We start from the raw sequence: 16,336 nt of genomic DNA, 5'->3' as shown, positions 1-16,336 counted from the left end.
CGGCAACGGTGACATCCCCGTCGGTTCTCCTTGGTTGGGAACATCGCATCCAGGATCGAAATTGTCGCCATTGTTCCGTCCGTTCGAACGAATGCGTGCGAGTGTTGGCCGGATAATTGATTTAAATCGGTTTAAACCGGCGTCGATTTTGTTTGCACTGCAGCATTTTCACGTTAATCATTGCCTCGATTTCCCGTCCCTTCCGCTGCTGGAGCCCAGGCCTTGGCCATCACGAAGATCCTCGTCGCCAACCGGTCAGAAATCGCGATCCGCGTCTTTCGCGCGGCCAATGAGTTGGGCCTCAAAACCGTGGCGATCTGGGCCGAGGAGGACAAATATTCGCTGCACCGCTTCAAGGCCGATGAAAGTTACCAGGTCGGGCGCGGACCGCACCTCAGCAAGGACATGGGGCCGATCGAGAGCTATCTGTCGATCGAGGAGGTGATCCGCGTCGCCAGGCTTTCGGGCGCCGATGCCATCCACCCCGGCTACGGGCTGCTGTCGGAAAGCCCCGAATTCGCTGAGGCCTGCGCGCAAGCAGGCATCACCTTCATCGGACCGAAGCCCGACACGATGCGCCGGCTGGGCAACAAGGTCGCCGCGCGCAACCTCGCCATCGAGGTCGGCGTGCCGGTGGTGCCGGCCACCGATCCGTTGCCGGACGATTTGGAGGCGGTCAAGGAACTCGCCAAGACGGTCGGCTATCCGGTCATGCTGAAGGCTTCGTGGGGTGGCGGTGGCCGTGGCATGCGCGCCATCCGTTCCGAGGCCGATCTCGCTCGCGAGGTCATGGAAGGCAAGCGCGAGGCGAAAGCCGCCTTCGGCAAGGACGAGGTCTATCTCGAAAAGCTGATCGAGCGCGCTCGCCATGTCGAAGTGCAAGTGCTTGGCGACACACACGGCAATGCCGTGCACCTGTTCGAGCGCGACTGCTCGATCCAGCGCCGCAACCAGAAGGTCGTCGAGCGCGCGCCGGCGCCCTATCTCAGCGAGGACCTGCGCCAGGAGCTTTGCGGCTACGCGCTGAAAATCGCGCGCGAGACCAGCTATATCGGCGCCGGCACCGTCGAATTCCTGCAGGACGCCGATACCGGCAAATTCTACTTCATCGAGGTCAATCCGCGCATCCAGGTCGAGCACACCGTCACCGAGATGGTGACCGGCATCGACATCGTGAAGGCGCAGATCCATATCCTCGACGGCTTCGCCATCGGCACGCCGGAATCGGGCGTACCGGCGCAGAGGGACATCCGGCTGAACGGCCATGCCTTGCAGTGCCGCATCACCACCGAAGACCCCGAACACAATTTCATTCCGGACTACGGCCGCATCACCGCCTATCGCGGCGCCACCGGCTTCGGCATCCGCCTCGACGGCGGCACGGCCTATTCCGGCGCGGTCATCACCCGCTTCTACGATCCGCTGCTGGAGAAGGTCACGGCCTGGGCGCCGACGCCGGCAGAGACGATCGCCCGCATGAACCGCGCCTTGCGCGAGTTCCGCATCCGCGGCGTCGCCACCAACCTCACTTTCCTCGAAGCGATCATCAATCATCCGAGCTTCGCCGACAATTCCTATACGACGAGGTTCATCGACACGACGCCGGAGCTGTTCCAGCAGGTCAAGCGCCAGGACCGCGCCACCAAGCTGCTCAACTATCTGGCCGACGTCAGCGTCAACGGCCATCCCGAGACGCGCGGGCGGCCGACGCCAAAGGCCGACGCGGCGCCGCCCGTAGTGCCCTATCTCAACGGCAATGTGCCGAGCGGCAGCAAGCAGAAGCTCGACGTGCTCGGGCCGGAGAAGTTCGCCGCCTGGATGCGTGAGCAGAAGGAAGTGCTGGTCACCGACACGACGATGCGCGACGGCCACCAGTCGCTGCTCGCCACCCGCGTGCGCACGCATGACATTGCCGGGATCGCCGGCACCTATGCGCGCGCCCTGCCGCAGCTTTTGTCGCTCGAATGCTGGGGCGGCGCCACTTTCGACGTCGCCATGCGCTTCCTCACCGAGGATCCGTGGGAGCGGCTGTCGCTGGTGCGGGAAGCAGCCCCCAACCTGTTGCTGCAGATGCTGCTGCGCGGCGCCAACGGCGTCGGCTACACCAATTATGCCGACAATGTCGTGCAGCATTTCGTCAAGCAGGCGGCAAGCGGCGGCATCGACCTCTTCCGTGTCTTCGACTGCTTGAACTGGGTCGAGAACATGCGCGTCGCCATGGACGCCGTGGGCGCCGAGGGCAAGCTGATCGAAGCGGCGATGTGCTATACCGGCGACATCCTCGATCCGGCGCGGGCCAAGTACGACCTCAAATATTATGTTGGGCTCGCCAGCGAATTGCAGGCAGCCGGCGCCCATATCATCGCGGTCAAGGACATGGCCGGCCTGTTGAAGCCGAGTGCCGCCCGCGTGCTGTTCAAGGCGCTGCGCGAGGCGACCGACCTGCCGATCCATTTTCACACCCACGACACATCGGGTCTGTCGGCGGCAACCGTGCTGGCGGCGGTGGAAAGCGGTGTCGACGCCATCGACGCGGCGATGGACGCCTTCTCCGGCAATACGTCGCAGCCATGTCTCGGTTCGATCGTGGAAGCACTGAAGGGCACAGAACGTGATCCGGGCCTCGACCCGCAGTGGATCCGCAAGATCTCGTTCTACTGGGAAGCCGTTCGCAACCAATATGCTGCCTTCGAGAGCGACCTGAAAGGTCCGGCTTCCGAGGTCTACCTGCACGAAATGCCGGGCGGGCAGTTTACCAATTTGAAGGAACAGGCCCGTTCGCTGGGGCTGGAGACACGCTGGCACGAAGTGGCGCAGACCTATCACGACGTCAATCTGATGTTCGGCGACATCGTCAAGGTGACGCCGTCCTCGAAGGTCGTCGGCGACATGGCGCTGATGATGGTGAGCCAGGACCTGACCGTTGCCGATGTCGAGAACCCGGCCCGCGACATCGCCTTCCCGGACTCGGTCGTCTCGATGCTGCGCGGCGACCTCGGCCAGTCCCCGGGCGGTTGGCCGCGGGTGCTGCAGAAGAAGGCACTGAAAGGCGACAAGCCGATCACGGCGCGGCCTGGTTCGTTGCTGAAGCCGGCCGACCTCGAGAAGAGCCGCAAGGAGATCGAGGACAAGCTCGAGCGCAAGCTGTCGGAATACGAGTTCGCCTCGTGGCTGATGTATCCGAAAGTGTTTTCCGACTTCGTCGCCGCGCAGGAAACCTACGGCCCGGTCAGCGTTCTGCCGACGCCGACCTATTTCTATGGCATGAAATCGGAAGACGAGATTTTCGTCGATATCGAAAGGGGCAAGACCTTGGTCGTGCGCTGCCAGGCGTTCGGCGATGTCGATGAGAAGGGCATGGTCACCGTGTTCTTCGAGCTCAACGGCCAGCCGCGGCGTGTGAAGGTGCCCGACCGTGCGCATGGTGCCTCGGCAGCCAAGGCGCGCCGCAAGGCGGAGCCCGGCAACGAGGCGCATGTCGGGGCGCCGATGCCGGGTGTGGTTTCGGCGCTTGCGGTCGCCGCCGGCCAGGCGGTCAAGGCCGGCGACGTGCTGCTCTCCATCGAAGCGATGAAGATGGAGACGGCGTTGCACGCCGAGCGCGACGGTACGGTTGCCGAGGTGCTGGTCAAGGCCGGCGACCAGATCGATGCGAAGGATCTGCTGATCGCGTTCAACTGAGAGCTCGCAAGGAACGAGCAGGCTGTCGGCTTCTGGCGGAGGCTTGGCGAGCTGTTCGATAACGGCTTGACCCGCCGGCCTGGGTCGGGCATCGAACCGCTGAAATTCGCCGCGGCACGTTCCCCGAGTCGCGGCGCGGAACCGATTTTGGAGAAAACATGGCCGACGATATCACCGAGACCAGCCAGACTGTTGCCGCCGGCCAGCTGCGTGCCTTGATCGAACGCATCGAGCGGCTCGAGGAAGAAAAGAAGACGATTTCCGACGACATCAAGGAAGTTTTCGCCGAGGCCAAGGGCACCGGTTTCGACACCAAGGCAATCCGCACCATCATCCGGTTGCGCAAGAAGGACCAGGCCGAGCGCCAGGAGGAGGATGCCATTCTCGATCTGTACATGGCCGCGCTTGGCATGGTCTAAGAGCCTGTTTGGAAATTCTACTCTGGCGGCCATCCGATGGCGTTTTCTGCGCTTCCGTTGCTCACGGACCAATGTCCGCTGCGCTACGGCTCTCGAAACCACCATCACATGACTCACCAGAGCGAATTTCGAAACAGGCTCTAGCCAAGGCTCAGCAACGGTCTTAACCCGGGTGATGCTGGAGCGGCATCTAACCATGAGCGAATTCGACTTCGGCGGCCGTCGCGCCTCGGAATTCCGCCATCGCGGCTTCTGGTCGCTGTTTGCCGAACGGCATCCGGAAGAAAGGGCCCGGCTGGCGCGGCGCGGACCCTGGTTCTGGCAGCGCGGGCTGCCCGACTTCGCACTGGTCCTTTCCATGTATGTCGCGCCGGCGCAGAACCATGTCGGCGTCTTCTTCGGCCGCAACGAGAAGTTCGGCGCCACGCAAAGCTGGTCGCGGCTGGAGCCGTTCCGGCCGGCGATCGAAGACAGGCTGAAACTCAGGCCGGAACAAAGCTGCGAAGGCCTCGGCATCAATTCGATGTGGCGGGTCAATTGCTTTCCCGAGGACAACTGGCCTGCCATGACCGACTGGCTGGTCACGGAATGCTCACGGGTCGAGCGCGCCGTAACCGAAGTGCTTGGGCAGGGTAAGTGATCGCGGATTTCTTCCGCTCGCGTTGGCTTGGCGAGGTGCCGGTCGACCGGCTGTTCTGGCGTGACATGATGCTTGTCGGGACCGTGATCAATATTGCGTCGTCTGCTGCGGCGCTGATCCTGCTTGGGTTGAAGATGCCGCTCGGTCTTGTCCTGGCGGTGCATTTTGCACCGGTGCCCTACAACGTCTTCCTGACTTTGGCGGTCTGGCGCACGGCTGAGAAGGCCGGCGGTGCCAGGGCTTCGCTCTTCATGCTGGGATCAGCGCTCTGGCTGATCGCCACGATCGTCGTCTGACGAGGCGACCCGTACGAAAAGGGCGGCCAGAGCCGCCCTTCGCGAGAAATGATGACGCCTGTTCAGGCCGCGGGCTCGAATTTCAGCGCCACGCCATTGATGCAGTAGCGCAGGCCGGTCGGCGGCGGGCCGTCCTCGAAGACATGGCCGAGATGGCTGCCGCAACGAGAGCAGTGGCATTCGGTACGGACCATGCCGTAGCTGCGGTCGACCGTGTTCTCGACCGAGCCCGGAACAGGATCGTTGAAGCTCGGCCAGCCGGTGCCGCTCTCGAACTTCAGCGTGGATTGGAACAGCGGCTGGTCGCAGCCAACGCAGGAAAAAGTGCCGGCACGCTTCTCATAGAGCAGGGCGCAGCTCCCCGGCCGCTCGGTGCCATGGTTGCGCATGACCGCGTATTGCTCCGGCGTCAGCCGGGCGCGCCATTCGGCGTCGGTGCGGGTTACGGGGTAGATGTGGGTGTCCATTTGATCTCCTCAGCCTTGGCGGCTCGTTCTTGGTTGCAACCGGATATTCGCAACAAGATAGGCGTTTGTTACGGCATTTGCCCGCATTTTCGAGCGGACCACCTGGAATTCCTCAGGCGATCGCCGCGAGATAGCGCGTGACGGAGGCGGCCAGCGCCGTCTTCGCATCGCTGATGATGTTCTGGTTCCACCATGCGCCGTAGATGTCGTCGAAGGCGAACGGCGCAAGGGCTGCCGCGATGCGGTGTATGGCGGCAGCATTGAGCGGGATCTGGTTCGGATAGCTGTACATGAAGCTGACATGGCGGCGTGTCGGCGTCACCTGCAGGATGTCGCCGGTCAGCAGGGCATCGGCACCGTCGCGTTTCCAGTGCAGCACCTGGCCGCCGGCAAAGTGGCCGCCGCAGCGGATGAGTGTCAGCGACGGGTTGATGGCCAGCGTCTCGCCTTGCCAACTGACGATCGAGCGATGCGGCCGCATGATCCATTGCCGGTCGTCGGCATGGAGATAGATCGGCACGCCGCCAAACGCCTCGCTCCATTCGACCATCACCGAATAGTAATGGCAGTGCGAGATGGCGATCGCGGCAAGGCCGCCGCGGCGGTTGATCTCCGCCACCGCCTCGTCGCTTACCATCGAGATGCAGTCCCATAGCACATTGCCGTGCGGCGTTTGCGCCAGCAGCGCCCGCTGGCCGATGGCGAACCGCGGCTCGATGCCAAACGCGAGCACGCCGGCGTCGTCCTTCATCACCAGCCGATGCGCGGCGGCGAGTTGTTGCGGCGTGGTCCAGGCCTGGCCCTCCCAGCGCACATACTGCCGTTCGTCCTCGCAAATCGGGCAGTGTCGCGGTGGCGTTTCCGTCGCCGCGAACTGGACGCCGCACTGCAAGCAGAGGAAGCAGGTCATCTGATCTCCCGTGGTCCTTCAGTGCTTTCTTGAAAGCTGCTTCGTAGCACCTTCGAGGCCGGCCAGTGTCAGCGGAAACATGCGGCCGCCGAAGATGTCACGGATCATCGCGATCGAATGGGTAAAGCCCCAGTTCTTTTCGCTCTCGGGGTTAAGCCACACCGCGTTCGGCCATTGCCGCAGCAGCCGGCCGAGCCAAACGGTTCCGGCCTCGTGGTTCCAGTGTTCCACCGAGCCGCCGGGGTGGGCGATCTCGTATGGGCTCATCGAGGCATCGCCGACGACGATGACCTTATAGTCCGGACCATATTTGTGGAGGAGGTCGAAGGTCGGAATCACCTCGGCATGGCGGCGGCGATTGTCCTTCCACACGCCTTCGTAGATGCAGTTGTGGAAATAGAAATATTCGAGCTGGCGGAATTCGGCGCGGGCGGCCGAAAACAGTTCCTCGACGCTTTTGATATGGTCGTCCATCGAGCCGCCGACATCGAAGAACATCAGGAGCTTCACGGCATTGCGGCGCTCGGGACGCGTCTTGACGTCGAGATAGCCATGCTCGGCGGTGGCGTGGATGGTGCCGGGCAGGTCGAACTCCTCCTCAGCGCCTTCGCGCACCCAGCGGCGCAGCCGCTTCAGCGCGACCTTGATGTTGCGGGTGCCGAGTTCGATGGCATCGTCGAAATTCCTGAACTCGCGCTTGTCCCAGACCTTCACCGCCCGGCGGTTGCGGCTTTCATGCTGGCCGATGCGGACGCCTTCGGGGTTGTAGCCATAGGCGCCGAAGGGCGAGGTGCCGCCGGTGCCGATCCATTTCGAACCGCCCTGGTGGCGGCCTTTTTGTTCCTCGAGCCGCTGCTTCAGCGTCTCCATCAGCTTGTCGAAGCCGCCAAGCGCCTCGACCAGTTTTTTCTCCTCTTCGGTCAGGTGTTTCTCGGCGAGCCGGCGCAGCCATTCCTCGGGAATGTCGGCGACATTGACGGCATCCGGGCCACCCAGCGCCTCGATGCCCTTGAAGACATGCGCGAACACCTGGTCGAAGCGGTCGATATGGCGCTCGTCCTTCACCAGGGCGGCGCGGGCAAGATAGTAAAATCCCTCGACATCATAGTCGACCAGTCCGGCTTTCAGCCCTTCCAGCAGAGAGAGGTATTCCCTGAGCGAAACGGGAACACGCGCTGCCTTCAGTTCGAGGAAGAAGGGGATGAACATGGCCGGTTACAGCAAATCATACTCGATAAAGCCGGTGCGGCGCGCGACGCGGTCGTAGAGCTTGCGCGCGGTGGTGTTGGTCTCGTGCGTCATCCAATAGACGTTCTTCACGCCAATCTTGGCTGCCTCATCCTTGACGGCCTTGATCAGGGCGGCACCGATGCCCTTGCCGCGCACTTGCGGGTCGGCGAACAGGTCCTGCAGGTAGCAGTTGTTTTTTTCCGACCAGCCGGAGCGGTGGTAGAGATAATGGGTGAGGCCGACCGCCTTGCCGTCGAGGGTAGCGATAAAACCCTTCGGCTCGAACTCGCCTTCGGTGAACAGCCGTTTCCAGGTGACGGCGTAGACCTCTTCCGGCAGCGTGGTTTCGTAGAAGGTCAGATAGTCGGTCCACAAGCGGCGCCAGTCGGCGTGGTCGGATTGCGCGAGCGGGCGGACAACAATCTCAGACATTTTATCTCCTCCGAAGGGTTCCGGCCGAAGCTGACGTGCTCTTCGGCCGGCGGCAACGGTCCACAGCCGAGGAAAGCGCTATCGCTGCGGTCCTATTGCTGCCGTCTGGCCATGAAGGCCAGCCGCTCGAACAGGTGCACGTCCTGTTCGTTCTTCAGCAGGGCGCCGTGCAGCTTGGGCAGCGCGTTCTTGGCGTCGGCGCGCAAGTCCTCTGGCGCGATGTCGTCAGCGACCAGCAGGCGGATCCAGTCCAACGCCTCCGATGTCGACGGCTTTTTCTTCAGCCCCGGCACGTCACGGATTTCGTAGAATTGGGTGAGCGCCGCGCGCACCAGGTTCTGCTTGATGCCTGGGTAGTGGACATCAACGATCCTGTGCAGCGTGTCGACATCGGGAAAGCGGATATAGTGGAAGAAGCAGCGGCGCAGGAAGGCGTCCGGCAGTTCCTTCTCGTTGTTGGAAGTGATGATGACGATCGGCCGCACCGCAGCGCGGATGGTCTCACCGGTCTCGTAGACGAAGAACTCCATCCGGTCGAGTTCCTGCAGCAGGTCGTTGGGGAACTCGATGTCGGCCTTGTCGATCTCGTCGATCAGAAGCACGACCTTCTTGCCGGCCGCGAATGCCTCCCAAAGCTTGCCGCGCTTGATGTAGTTCTTGATGTGGTTGAACCTGAGATCGCCGAGCTGGCTGTCGCGCAGCCGCGACACGGCATCGTACTCGTAAAGACCTTGCTGCGCCCGTGTCGTCGATTTGACATGCCATTCGATGAGGTCGAGGCCGATTGCCGCCGCCACCTGGCGGGCAAGTTCCGTCTTGCCGGTGCCGGGCTCGCCCTTGACCAGCAACGGCCGCTCCAGCGCGATCGCCGCGTTGACCGCCACCATCAGATCCTTGTCGGCGACGTAGGCCGCCGTGCCTTCGAAACGCATTTTTGCTCCTTGGTTCGTTCCGGGGACCGTAAGGAGGCCCTCTGGTCCGCGCAAGGGCGGGTTTGCAACGGCGATGATGCCAAATCGGCGCGGAAAGAGCACCGTCTCTCTGGCGCATGGGCCACCATCGGCCTATATTGGCGGAGGCGGTCTGCGCTTCCCGGCAGGAGACACTTTTCCCCGGGGCCTTAATGATCCTTAGGGAGCTGTCCCTGGGAAGACCCGTGGGTTTTCTCATACGGCGCCCACCTACTTTGTAGGCACCCGGGATCGACCTCTCCACCGGTTGTGTGGATCGCCACTTGTCGCAAGGCGTCCACGCATCGCGGTGGATGATGCGGTGGAAAACGTCGCTCTTGAGACCTCACACAGTTCTGACCTTTTCTACCTTGGCCGCATGACCTCTCCCAAAGACCTTAAAAAACGGCTGCGCCTCGAGGCACTCGCCCGCCGCGACGCGCTTGATGAATTCTGGCGGGTCGAGGCCGCGCTCGAAATGGCGGAGACGGCGCGCGACCGTCTGGAGGTCGGGTCCGGTCAGATCGTCTCCGGTTTCTGGCCAATGCGCTCGGAGGTGGATGTCAGGCCATTGATGTTCGCCTTGCGCGAGAAGGGCGCACGGCTCTGCCTGCCCGCCATTCTCGACAAGACCACCATCGTCTTTCGCGAGCTGGTGCGTGGCGCGCCGATGGTCGACATGGGCTTTGGCACGGTCGGACCGCACGCGGAGGCCGAAGTTCTCGACCCCTCGGTCATGCTGGTGCCGCTCGCCGCCTTCGACTCGCGCGGCCACCGCATCGGTTATGGCGCGGGCTATTACGATCGCGCGATCGGGAAGCTCGTCGACAAGGGGCATGCGCCCCGGCTGGTCGGCATCGCCTTCGACTGCCAAGAAGTTTCGCAAGTTCCGGACGAACCCCATGACGTGGTCATCGCGGAAATACTCACCGAGAGCGGGTTGCGCCGCTTTGCACCAAAATTGTAGATAGTTCTTTGAAACGCATGATCTTTGCCGAAAAGTCATGCAACTTTTCGGGATCAGGCATAGATGAGACTTCTCTTCCTGGGGGACATGGTCGGTAAGACGGGCCGCACCGCGGTGTGGGAACAACTGCCTGGCCTGATCTCCGACTTCAAACTCGATTTCGTCATCGTCAACGGCGAGAACGCCGCCGGCGGCTTCGGCATCACCGAAGAGATTTTTCGCGAGACGATCGCGGCGGGCTGCGATGTCGTGACCACCGGCAACCATGTCTGGGACCAGCGCGACGCGCTGGCCTTCGCGCCGCGCGAGCAGCGTTTCCTGCGGCCCTCCAATTTTCCCAAAGGCACGCCAGGGCGCGGCTCCGGCGTCTATATCGCCAGGAGCGGCGCGCGTGTGCTGGTCGCCAACATCATGGGCCGGGTATTCATGCATCCCGAGCTCGATGATCCGTTCCAGGCCGGCGAACGCGAGCTTGCGGCCTGTCCGCTCGGCGAGCAGGCGGATGCGGTGGTGATCGACTTCCACGCCGAGGCAACCTCGGAAAAGATGTGCTTCGCGCATTTTGTCGACGGCCGTGCCAGCCTGGTCGTCGGCACCCACACGCACCAGCCCACCGCCGATCACCAGATACTCAATGGCGGCACCGGCTACCTGTCGGATGCCGGCATGTGCGGTGACTACGATTCCTCGCTTGGCATGGACAAGGAAGAACCGCTCAACCGGTTCCTGTCGAAGGTGCCGAAAGGCCGTTTCGAAGCGGCGATCGGCCCGGCGACATTGTGCGGGGTCGGCGTGAATATTTCCGACCGCACCGGGCTGACCGAGAAGATCGCGCCGTTTCGTCGCGGCCCCCGGCTGGAGGAAACGGCCCCCTCCTTCTGGTCGTGACATTGATATAAGCGTTCGCAATACCCAATTGCCGGCGACACTGCTCTAGATCGTAGGGGACGACCTCCATGCAGCTTATCGAATTCCTGGCGCCGCATTTTCAATTCGTTTCCGACCCGACCGCCTGGGTCGCGTTGCTGACGCTGGTGGTGCTCGAGATCGTGCTCGGCATCGACAATCTGATCTTCATCTCCATCCTGACCAACAAGCTGCCGGTGGAGCAGAGGGCTCGTGCGCGCCGCCTTGGCATCTCGGCCGCGCTGATCATGCGCCTGGTGCTGCTTGCCACCATTTCCATCATCGTCCAGCTGACGACGCCGGTGTTCACGGCCTTAGGCCACGGCTTCTCCTGGCGCGACCTGATCCTGATCGCAGGCGGCCTGTTCCTGGTGTGGAAGGCGACCAAGGAAATCCACCACACGGTCGATCCCGACGACCATCAGGACACGATGCTGGGCGAAACGCTCAAGATCTCGCTTGCCGGCGCGATCTTCCAGATCCTGCTGCTCGACCTCGTCTTCTCTATCGATTCCATCATCACCGCCGTCGGCATGACCGACGAGATCGCCATCATGTACATCGCGGTCATCGTGGCCGTCACGGCGATGATGCTTGCCGCCGGACCGCTGGCGGACTTCATCGCCAAGAACCCGAGCATCGTCATGCTGGCGCTGGGCTTCCTGCTGATGATCGGCATGACACTGATCGCCGACGGCATGGGCTACCATGTGCCCAAGGGCTACATCTACGCCGCGATGGGTTTTTCGGCGCTGGTCGAGGGACTCAACATGCTGGCGCGACGGCGCAAGAAAGCGAAATCCGGCGACGGGCACTGAGACCGACCGGATCGGGCGAGCCTCGGCATTTCCGGCGAGAACAGGATCGCCTCCAATGCGCTATCTCTTTGCTTTACGCAATTCCGAACGCAAAAGCGCTTCGCACTTTTGCGTTCGGAATTGATTTAATGCCCCGGAGCGCCCTTCGGGTGGCGGTCGGCGATCAGGCCCAGCGTCAGGCCCTGTTCCAGCCAGGCCTTGGCGCCGGCGAGGACAAGTGCAAAGCCGCCGGTTGAGCCGACCGCTTGTTTCACCTGCTCGTCGCCCTTGCCGGCAAAGCCGAAATTGTGGACTTCGAGGAAGGTCGCCTCCCCAGGCATTTCGGTGAAGGTCCAGACCACCGTGGTCGGCGGATCGCTCCACGTCATGACGATCTTCTTGTCCCTGACGATCTCGCTGACATCGACGGTCGTCGAGACGCCATACATGCGCCACTCCCACTGAACCGGCTTGCCGCCATCAAGCCGGCCGCTGCCGTGGGTGAACCAGAATTGGGTCGATCGCCGGGTCGACGATGGCTTCGAAAACATCAGCGACCGGCCGCCGGATCAGCATGGCGGCTTCGGCGGTCGGTGTTTCACGGATTTCCATGGCGATCTCCTTTTCGAATACGCGCTCACCAGGCGTCGGGTTCGCGTACCATGTGAATGATGTTGGCCGGATTGGTGATCCAGCCACCTCGGAAACCCAAGCCCAATGGCTCAATGGCATCGCAACGCACAACGCCCGCCTTGGCCAGATGATCCGCGGCGCCCGGAAAATCCTGCGTGAAAAGCTCCAGCCAGATCTCGGCTTGGCTCATCATCGGCGCTTCGTCGATCCACAGCCTGACAGGCCCAAGTTCGAAGCCGATGGCCGGCGCCTTGGTGGTGAACGGCTTGAGGCCGACGACGTTAGAAGGCGACCGTCGCTTCGTACTGGTGCGATGGCACCTTCATGGCGATGTTGATGCCGCCGGTGATCTTCGCGGTCATGGCTGGGTTCCGTTTTTTAAATGTTGTTTTCGCTGGCGGGCTCGCCCTTCATCTCGCTGCGGTAATAACCGTCGCGCAGATTGATGCCGTATTCGACATAGGCCTTCATACAGGCCAGCATCTGCGACCAGCCCTCGCAATTCAGGTAGGACTTCTTCAGGCCGACCGCGCCTTCCTGCCAGCCGCTCTCGGCGATGGTGACGAAGGTGCCGCCATCGTCGAGCGGCTCGAAATTCATCTCGATGCGGGTCTTGTAGGCGGGCTTGCCGTCGGCGTCGGTAGCATCCCAGCGCAACACGATGTGGCTGTCCTTGGCCACTTCGTCGACCTCGACCGGCACCTTGCCCCACCAGACGACACGCGAACCGGCAACCAATGGCGCGCTGGCGCCGCCGATGGTGGTGAAATAACCGCTGAGCTTCTTCGGATTGACGACCGCGTCGAAGACTTCGGCGACCGGTTTACCGATGCGCCCTGAAACCCTGAATCCAAGAGACATATCCACAGCTCCTTGCTTGATCGCAACAACGATATGTTATATAAACATAACATGTCAAGCCGATCGCAGGACGACGATGTTTTCAAGGCGCTGGCGCATCCGCGCCGGCGCGAAATGCTGGATCGGCTGAAAGACGAGCCCAGGACCACCGGGATGCTGTGCAATGCCTTTCCCGACATCGACCGCTGCACCGTCATGCTCCATCTCAAGGTGCTGGAGGAGGCAGATCTGATCGTTGCGCGTCGTGATGGGCGCGAGCGCTGGAACCATCTCAACGCGCTGCCGATCAAGCAAATCCACGACCGCTGGATCAGCCAGTATGCCGGTCATGCGCTCAGCATCATCGACCGGCTGAAGTCCGATCTAGAAGCATAGGCACGGCCGGGATCGCCGCAGCACGGCGCGGCTGGACGAATTGAGCCGATTTATCTATAAGCCGGCCATTCCGACAAAGAGCGCCGCGCGTCCATTGACGCATGAGGACGTTCTGAAATTTTGAATTCGAGCCTTTTGCAAAGGCGAGGTGACGCACCTCGCGGCAAGACGCTCTAGCCGAACACGACAGGGGTGCCATGGCTGGCCATTCACAGTTCAAGAACATCATGCACCGCAAGGGCCGTCAGGACGCGGTGCGGTCGAAAATGTTTTCCAAGCTGGCGCGCGAAATCACCGTTGCGGCCAAGAGCGGGACGCCCGATCCATCGATGAACCCGCGCCTGCGCCTGGCGATCCAGAACGCCAAGGCGGTGTCGATGCCGAAGGACAACATCCAGCGCGCCATCAACAAGGCGTCGATGGGCGATGCCGAGAATTACGAAGCCGTGCGTTACGAAGGTTATGGGCCGGGTGGCGTCGCCGTGATCGTCGAGGCGCTGACCGACAACCGCAACCGGTCGGCGTCCAATGTCCGTGCCGCCTTCACCAAGGCAGGCGGCGCGCTCGGCGAAACCGGATCGGTATCGTTCATGTGGGACCGCGCCGGCGAAATCTACTATCCGGCCTCGGCAGGCAGTGCCGACAAGATCATGGACGCGGCCATCGAAGCCGGTGCCGACGATGTCGAATCGGACGAGGAAGGCCACACGATCTATTGCGCCTTCGAGACTCTCGGCGAAGTGTCCAAGGCGCTTGAAGCCTCGCTCGGCGAGGCCGAATCGGTCAAGGCGATCTGGAAGCCGCAGACCAATGTCCCGGTCGACGAAGAGCGGGCGCAGTCGCTGATGAAGCTGGTTGCGACGCTCGAGGACGATGACGACGTGCAAAGCGTGTACGCCAACTTCGAAGTCGACGACGAAACCTTGGCCAAGCTCAGCGCGGCGTGAGTGAAGCCCGATCCGACATGAGCAAAGCTCGGTTGCCCGCCATCCGCATCACCTACTGCACGCAATGCCAATGGCTGCTACGTGCCGGCTGGATGGCGCAGGAGCTGCTCTCCACCTTCGGCACCGATCTCGGTGAGGTGACGCTGGTGCCGGGCACCGGCGGCATCTTCACCATCTCGTGCAACGATGTACTGGTCTGGGACCGCAAGCGCGACGGCGGCTTTCCGGACGCGGCGAAACTCAAGCAGTTGGTCCGCGACGTGATCGATCCGGATCGTGATCTCGGTCACGCCGACCGCAAGGCGAAGAGCTGATATCTTCCCGCGCAAGCGGGACGATCACTTGCGCCTCTTTCCGAAAACAGCACCGATACCGGCGCCGATCGCTATGCCCATGCCGATGCCGACGGCGAGGTCATCCATCGCCACGCCGAGGGCAGCGCCGAGGCCGACGCCGATCGAAATGCCGACGGCTATGGTCGAATACGGATCGTTCACGGCTCTTTTCTCGACAATGCTTATGGCCGCCACAACGCCCGGCTGCGGCGGTCCGTCAACATGTCAACGCGCGGCGAACCAGAAGGATGCCATGGCAACGATGGCGGTGACGGTGCGAACGTGGTTCCACATCACCCAGTTCCGGAGAAAGCTGGTCCATACGGCGGCGCCATTGCTGCTGGCCGGATCGACGGCGGCCAGCGCATCGTTGAGTGGCACGTTGAAGACCATGGTCACGATCGGGTTGCCGACGAGATAGATCAGCGCGCCGGCCAGAAGCCAGAACGAACCCGGCTGGTTCCAGCCGATGAGGGCGCCGGCGATGAGCACGATGCAGACCAGCCCGGTGCCGAAGAGTGCCGTCATGAACATCGGCGTGATGACAGTGACGTTGATCGAATTCATGGCGGCGATGCCGCCCGCCGCCGGCAGGCGAACGAACGCCGGCATGACGAAGTTGGAGAAGGCGAAGAACACGCCGCCGACCACGCCTGCGCCCAGGGCCGCGATGAAAGTGAGCATGGGAAGAAGTTTGACAATCATGTCGGTTGCTCCAAGTGCCGGTTGCGGCGGGTTCCTCTGTTTACAAATGTGATTAATCCTCACATTTGCAAAATGTGATAAACCCTCGTATTCTGCGAGTCAAGTCATTCGAGGCGATTGCCGGGCGCGTTTGTTGGAGACAGTCATGGAAGGCACGCCGGCCAACGAGCAGATCGCTTCGCCGCGCCGGGCACCAAGCCAGCAGCGCAGCCGCGAGCGGGTCGAGCGCATGCTGGCCGCCGCCTCGGCGCTGATCGCCGAGCAAGGCAGCGATGCCATGCGCATGGGTGAAGTCGCTGAACGGGCAGGGGTGTCGATCGGATCGCTCTACCAGTTCTTTCCGGACAAGCGGGCGATCGTCTGGGCGCTGGCAGAGCGCCACACGGTGGAGAGCCAAGCCTGCATCTCGGCGGCGCTCAAGGATGTTACGGATGCAGAGGGGCTGGGCGAAGCGTTTTCGGAGCTGGTCGATATCTACTACCGACTGTTCCTCGCCGAACCGGTGATGCGCGACATCTGGTCGGGCACGCAGGCCGACAAGGCGCTGCGCCGCCTCGAGCTCGCCGACAGCCGGGCCAATGCCGAATTCCTCGGTGCGGTGCTGAAGCGGCTACGTCCCGGCGCCGATCCCGTTTCCCTGGAGACCACGGCCTTTCTCGTCTGGCAGATGGGCGAGGCGGCCATGCGGCTGGCGATCTCGGTCGAGCGGCAGGAGGGCGACAGGCTGGTCGCAGCCTATAAGCGTATGGCGCTCAGGGAACTGCTGGCGGAATAGAGAGCCGAAA

At 62.5% G+C, this 16,336-nt stretch carries 19 protein-coding genes, 1 other RNA gene and 2 pseudogenes; 12 read left to right on the top strand and 10 right to left on the bottom strand.

Translation table 11 applies throughout. The features are described 5' to 3' along the window. Positions 1-222 precede the first annotated feature (222 nt). The 4 genes from pyc (at position 223) to FJ960_RS08545 (ending at position 5,036) form a co-directional block, all read left to right on the top strand. Positions 223-3,681 (top strand): pyruvate carboxylase, encoded by a 3,459-nt coding sequence (gene pyc / locus FJ960_RS08560; protein ID WP_140713110.1) that lies wholly within the window; start codon positions 223-225, stop codon positions 3,679-3,681. A 158-nt stretch (positions 3,682-3,839) separates the two neighbouring features. Next, positions 3,840-4,100 (top strand): DUF2312 domain-containing protein, encoded by a 261-nt coding sequence (locus tag FJ960_RS08555; protein WP_015315223.1) that lies wholly within the window; start codon positions 3,840-3,842, stop codon positions 4,098-4,100. Positions 4,101-4,296: 196 nt separating this feature from the next. Next, positions 4,297-4,740, top strand: coding sequence for a hypothetical protein (locus FJ960_RS08550; RefSeq protein WP_140509910.1), 444 nt, complete (start codon positions 4,297-4,299; stop codon positions 4,738-4,740). Next, entirely contained in the window at positions 4,737-5,036 is a 300-nt protein-coding gene (locus tag FJ960_RS08545) for a hypothetical protein (RefSeq protein ID WP_140713108.1), read from the top strand. The genes FJ960_RS08550 and FJ960_RS08545 overlap by 4 nt, the downstream gene beginning before the upstream one ends. Before the next feature lie 62 nt (positions 5,037-5,098). Here the strand turns inward: FJ960_RS08545 and msrB are convergent, their stop codons facing one another. The 5 genes from msrB to FJ960_RS08520 form a co-directional block, all read right to left on the bottom strand. Beyond that, positions 5,099-5,503, bottom strand: a complete 405-nt coding sequence (gene msrB, locus FJ960_RS08540; RefSeq protein ID WP_140713106.1) for a peptide-methionine (R)-S-oxide reductase MsrB — start codon at positions 5,501-5,503, stop codon at positions 5,099-5,101. Between the two features lie 112 nt (positions 5,504-5,615). Then, positions 5,616-6,413: an MBL fold metallo-hydrolase gene (locus tag FJ960_RS08535; protein WP_140713104.1), complete on the bottom strand. Its 798-nt coding sequence runs from the start codon at positions 6,411-6,413 to the stop codon at positions 5,616-5,618. Between the two features lie 18 nt (positions 6,414-6,431). Continuing rightward, the gene (locus FJ960_RS08530; protein WP_140713102.1) at positions 6,432-7,622 is read right to left on the bottom strand and encodes a VWA domain-containing protein; all 1,191 of its coding nucleotides are present in this window, start codon (positions 7,620-7,622) and stop codon (positions 6,432-6,434) included. Positions 7,623-7,628: 6 nt separating this feature from the next. Continuing rightward, the gene (locus FJ960_RS08525) at positions 7,629-8,075 is read right to left on the bottom strand and encodes a GNAT family N-acetyltransferase (RefSeq protein WP_140713100.1); all 447 of its coding nucleotides are present in this window, start codon (positions 8,073-8,075) and stop codon (positions 7,629-7,631) included. Between the two features lie 92 nt (positions 8,076-8,167). Continuing rightward, positions 8,168-9,007, bottom strand: coding sequence for a MoxR family ATPase (locus FJ960_RS08520; RefSeq protein ID WP_140713098.1), 840 nt, complete (start codon positions 9,005-9,007; stop codon positions 8,168-8,170). A 145-nt stretch (positions 9,008-9,152) separates the two neighbouring features. Here FJ960_RS08520 and ssrS point away from each other — a divergent pair. The 4 genes from ssrS to FJ960_RS08500 all read left to right on the top strand — a co-directional run bounded on the left by ssrS (position 9,153) and on the right by FJ960_RS08500 (position 11,716). Beyond that, positions 9,153-9,308: non-coding RNA, 6S RNA (gene ssrS, locus FJ960_RS08515), on the top strand. Positions 9,309-9,404: 96 nt separating this feature from the next. Next, on the top strand, positions 9,405-9,992 hold the full coding sequence (locus FJ960_RS08510) for a 5-formyltetrahydrofolate cyclo-ligase (RefSeq protein WP_140713254.1): 588 nt from the start codon (positions 9,405-9,407) through the stop codon (positions 9,990-9,992). Positions 9,993-10,055: 63 nt separating this feature from the next. Continuing rightward, positions 10,056-10,880: a YmdB family metallophosphoesterase gene (locus FJ960_RS08505; protein ID WP_140713096.1), complete on the top strand. Its 825-nt coding sequence runs from the start codon at positions 10,056-10,058 to the stop codon at positions 10,878-10,880. Positions 10,881-10,948: 68 nt separating this feature from the next. Beyond that, positions 10,949-11,716 carry a TerC family protein gene (locus tag FJ960_RS08500; protein WP_027141763.1) on the top strand — a complete coding sequence of 256 codons (768 nt, stop codon included), beginning with the start codon at positions 10,949-10,951 and terminating at the stop codon, positions 11,714-11,716. A gap of 125 nt (positions 11,717-11,841) precedes the next feature. Here FJ960_RS08500 and FJ960_RS08495 read toward each other — a convergent pair. The 3 genes and pseudogenes from FJ960_RS08495 to FJ960_RS08485 form a co-directional block, all read right to left on the bottom strand. Continuing rightward, positions 11,842-12,307 (bottom strand): annotated as a pseudogene (locus tag FJ960_RS08495) (SRPBCC family protein). 25 nt (positions 12,308-12,332) lie between these two features. Continuing rightward, positions 12,333-12,690: pseudogene (locus FJ960_RS08490) on the bottom strand (hypothetical protein). A 16-nt stretch (positions 12,691-12,706) separates the two neighbouring features. Further along, positions 12,707-13,189 (bottom strand): SRPBCC domain-containing protein, encoded by a 483-nt coding sequence (locus FJ960_RS08485; protein ID WP_140713094.1) that lies wholly within the window; start codon positions 13,187-13,189, stop codon positions 12,707-12,709. A gap of 51 nt (positions 13,190-13,240) precedes the next feature. On the opposite strand from FJ960_RS08485, the gene FJ960_RS08480 reads away from it, so the two are divergent. The 3 genes from FJ960_RS08480 to FJ960_RS08470 all read left to right on the top strand — a co-directional run bounded on the left by FJ960_RS08480 (position 13,241) and on the right by FJ960_RS08470 (position 14,825). Beyond that, positions 13,241-13,564 carry a helix-turn-helix domain-containing protein gene (locus tag FJ960_RS08480; RefSeq protein WP_140713252.1) on the top strand — a complete coding sequence of 108 codons (324 nt, stop codon included), beginning with the start codon at positions 13,241-13,243 and terminating at the stop codon, positions 13,562-13,564. Positions 13,565-13,761: 197 nt separating this feature from the next. Next, a complete protein-coding gene (locus FJ960_RS08475; protein WP_140713092.1) occupies positions 13,762-14,511 on the top strand; it encodes a YebC/PmpR family DNA-binding transcriptional regulator in 750 nt (249 codons plus the stop codon). A 17-nt stretch (positions 14,512-14,528) separates the two neighbouring features. After that, positions 14,529-14,825 (top strand): SelT/SelW/SelH family protein, encoded by a 297-nt coding sequence (locus FJ960_RS08470; RefSeq protein ID WP_032934919.1) that lies wholly within the window; start codon positions 14,529-14,531, stop codon positions 14,823-14,825. A 24-nt stretch (positions 14,826-14,849) separates the two neighbouring features. Here FJ960_RS08470 and FJ960_RS29440 read toward each other — a convergent pair whose 3' ends face one another. After that, complete coding sequence (locus tag FJ960_RS29440) at positions 14,850-15,008, bottom strand: hypothetical protein (RefSeq protein WP_181174186.1); 159 nt, start codon at positions 15,006-15,008, stop codon at positions 14,850-14,852. Positions 15,009-15,071: 63 nt separating this feature from the next. Beyond that, positions 15,072-15,551 (bottom strand): DUF1772 domain-containing protein, encoded by a 480-nt coding sequence (locus FJ960_RS08465; protein ID WP_181174180.1) that lies wholly within the window; start codon positions 15,549-15,551, stop codon positions 15,072-15,074. 145 nt (positions 15,552-15,696) lie between these two features. Here FJ960_RS08465 and FJ960_RS08460 point away from each other — a divergent pair, with 145 nt between their 5' ends. Then, on the top strand, positions 15,697-16,326 hold the full coding sequence (locus FJ960_RS08460; protein ID WP_140713090.1) for a TetR/AcrR family transcriptional regulator: 630 nt from the start codon (positions 15,697-15,699) through the stop codon (positions 16,324-16,326). Positions 16,327-16,336: the final 10 nt, after the last annotated feature.

The sequence above is a fragment of the Mesorhizobium sp. B2-3-11 genome (genome assembly GCF_006442215.1).
GTDB classification, from domain to species: Bacteria; Pseudomonadota; Alphaproteobacteria; order Rhizobiales; family Rhizobiaceae; genus Mesorhizobium; species Mesorhizobium salmacidum.
The sequence above is the reverse complement of the archived record's forward strand: the minus strand, read 5'-3'. Positions and strand labels throughout refer to the sequence as shown.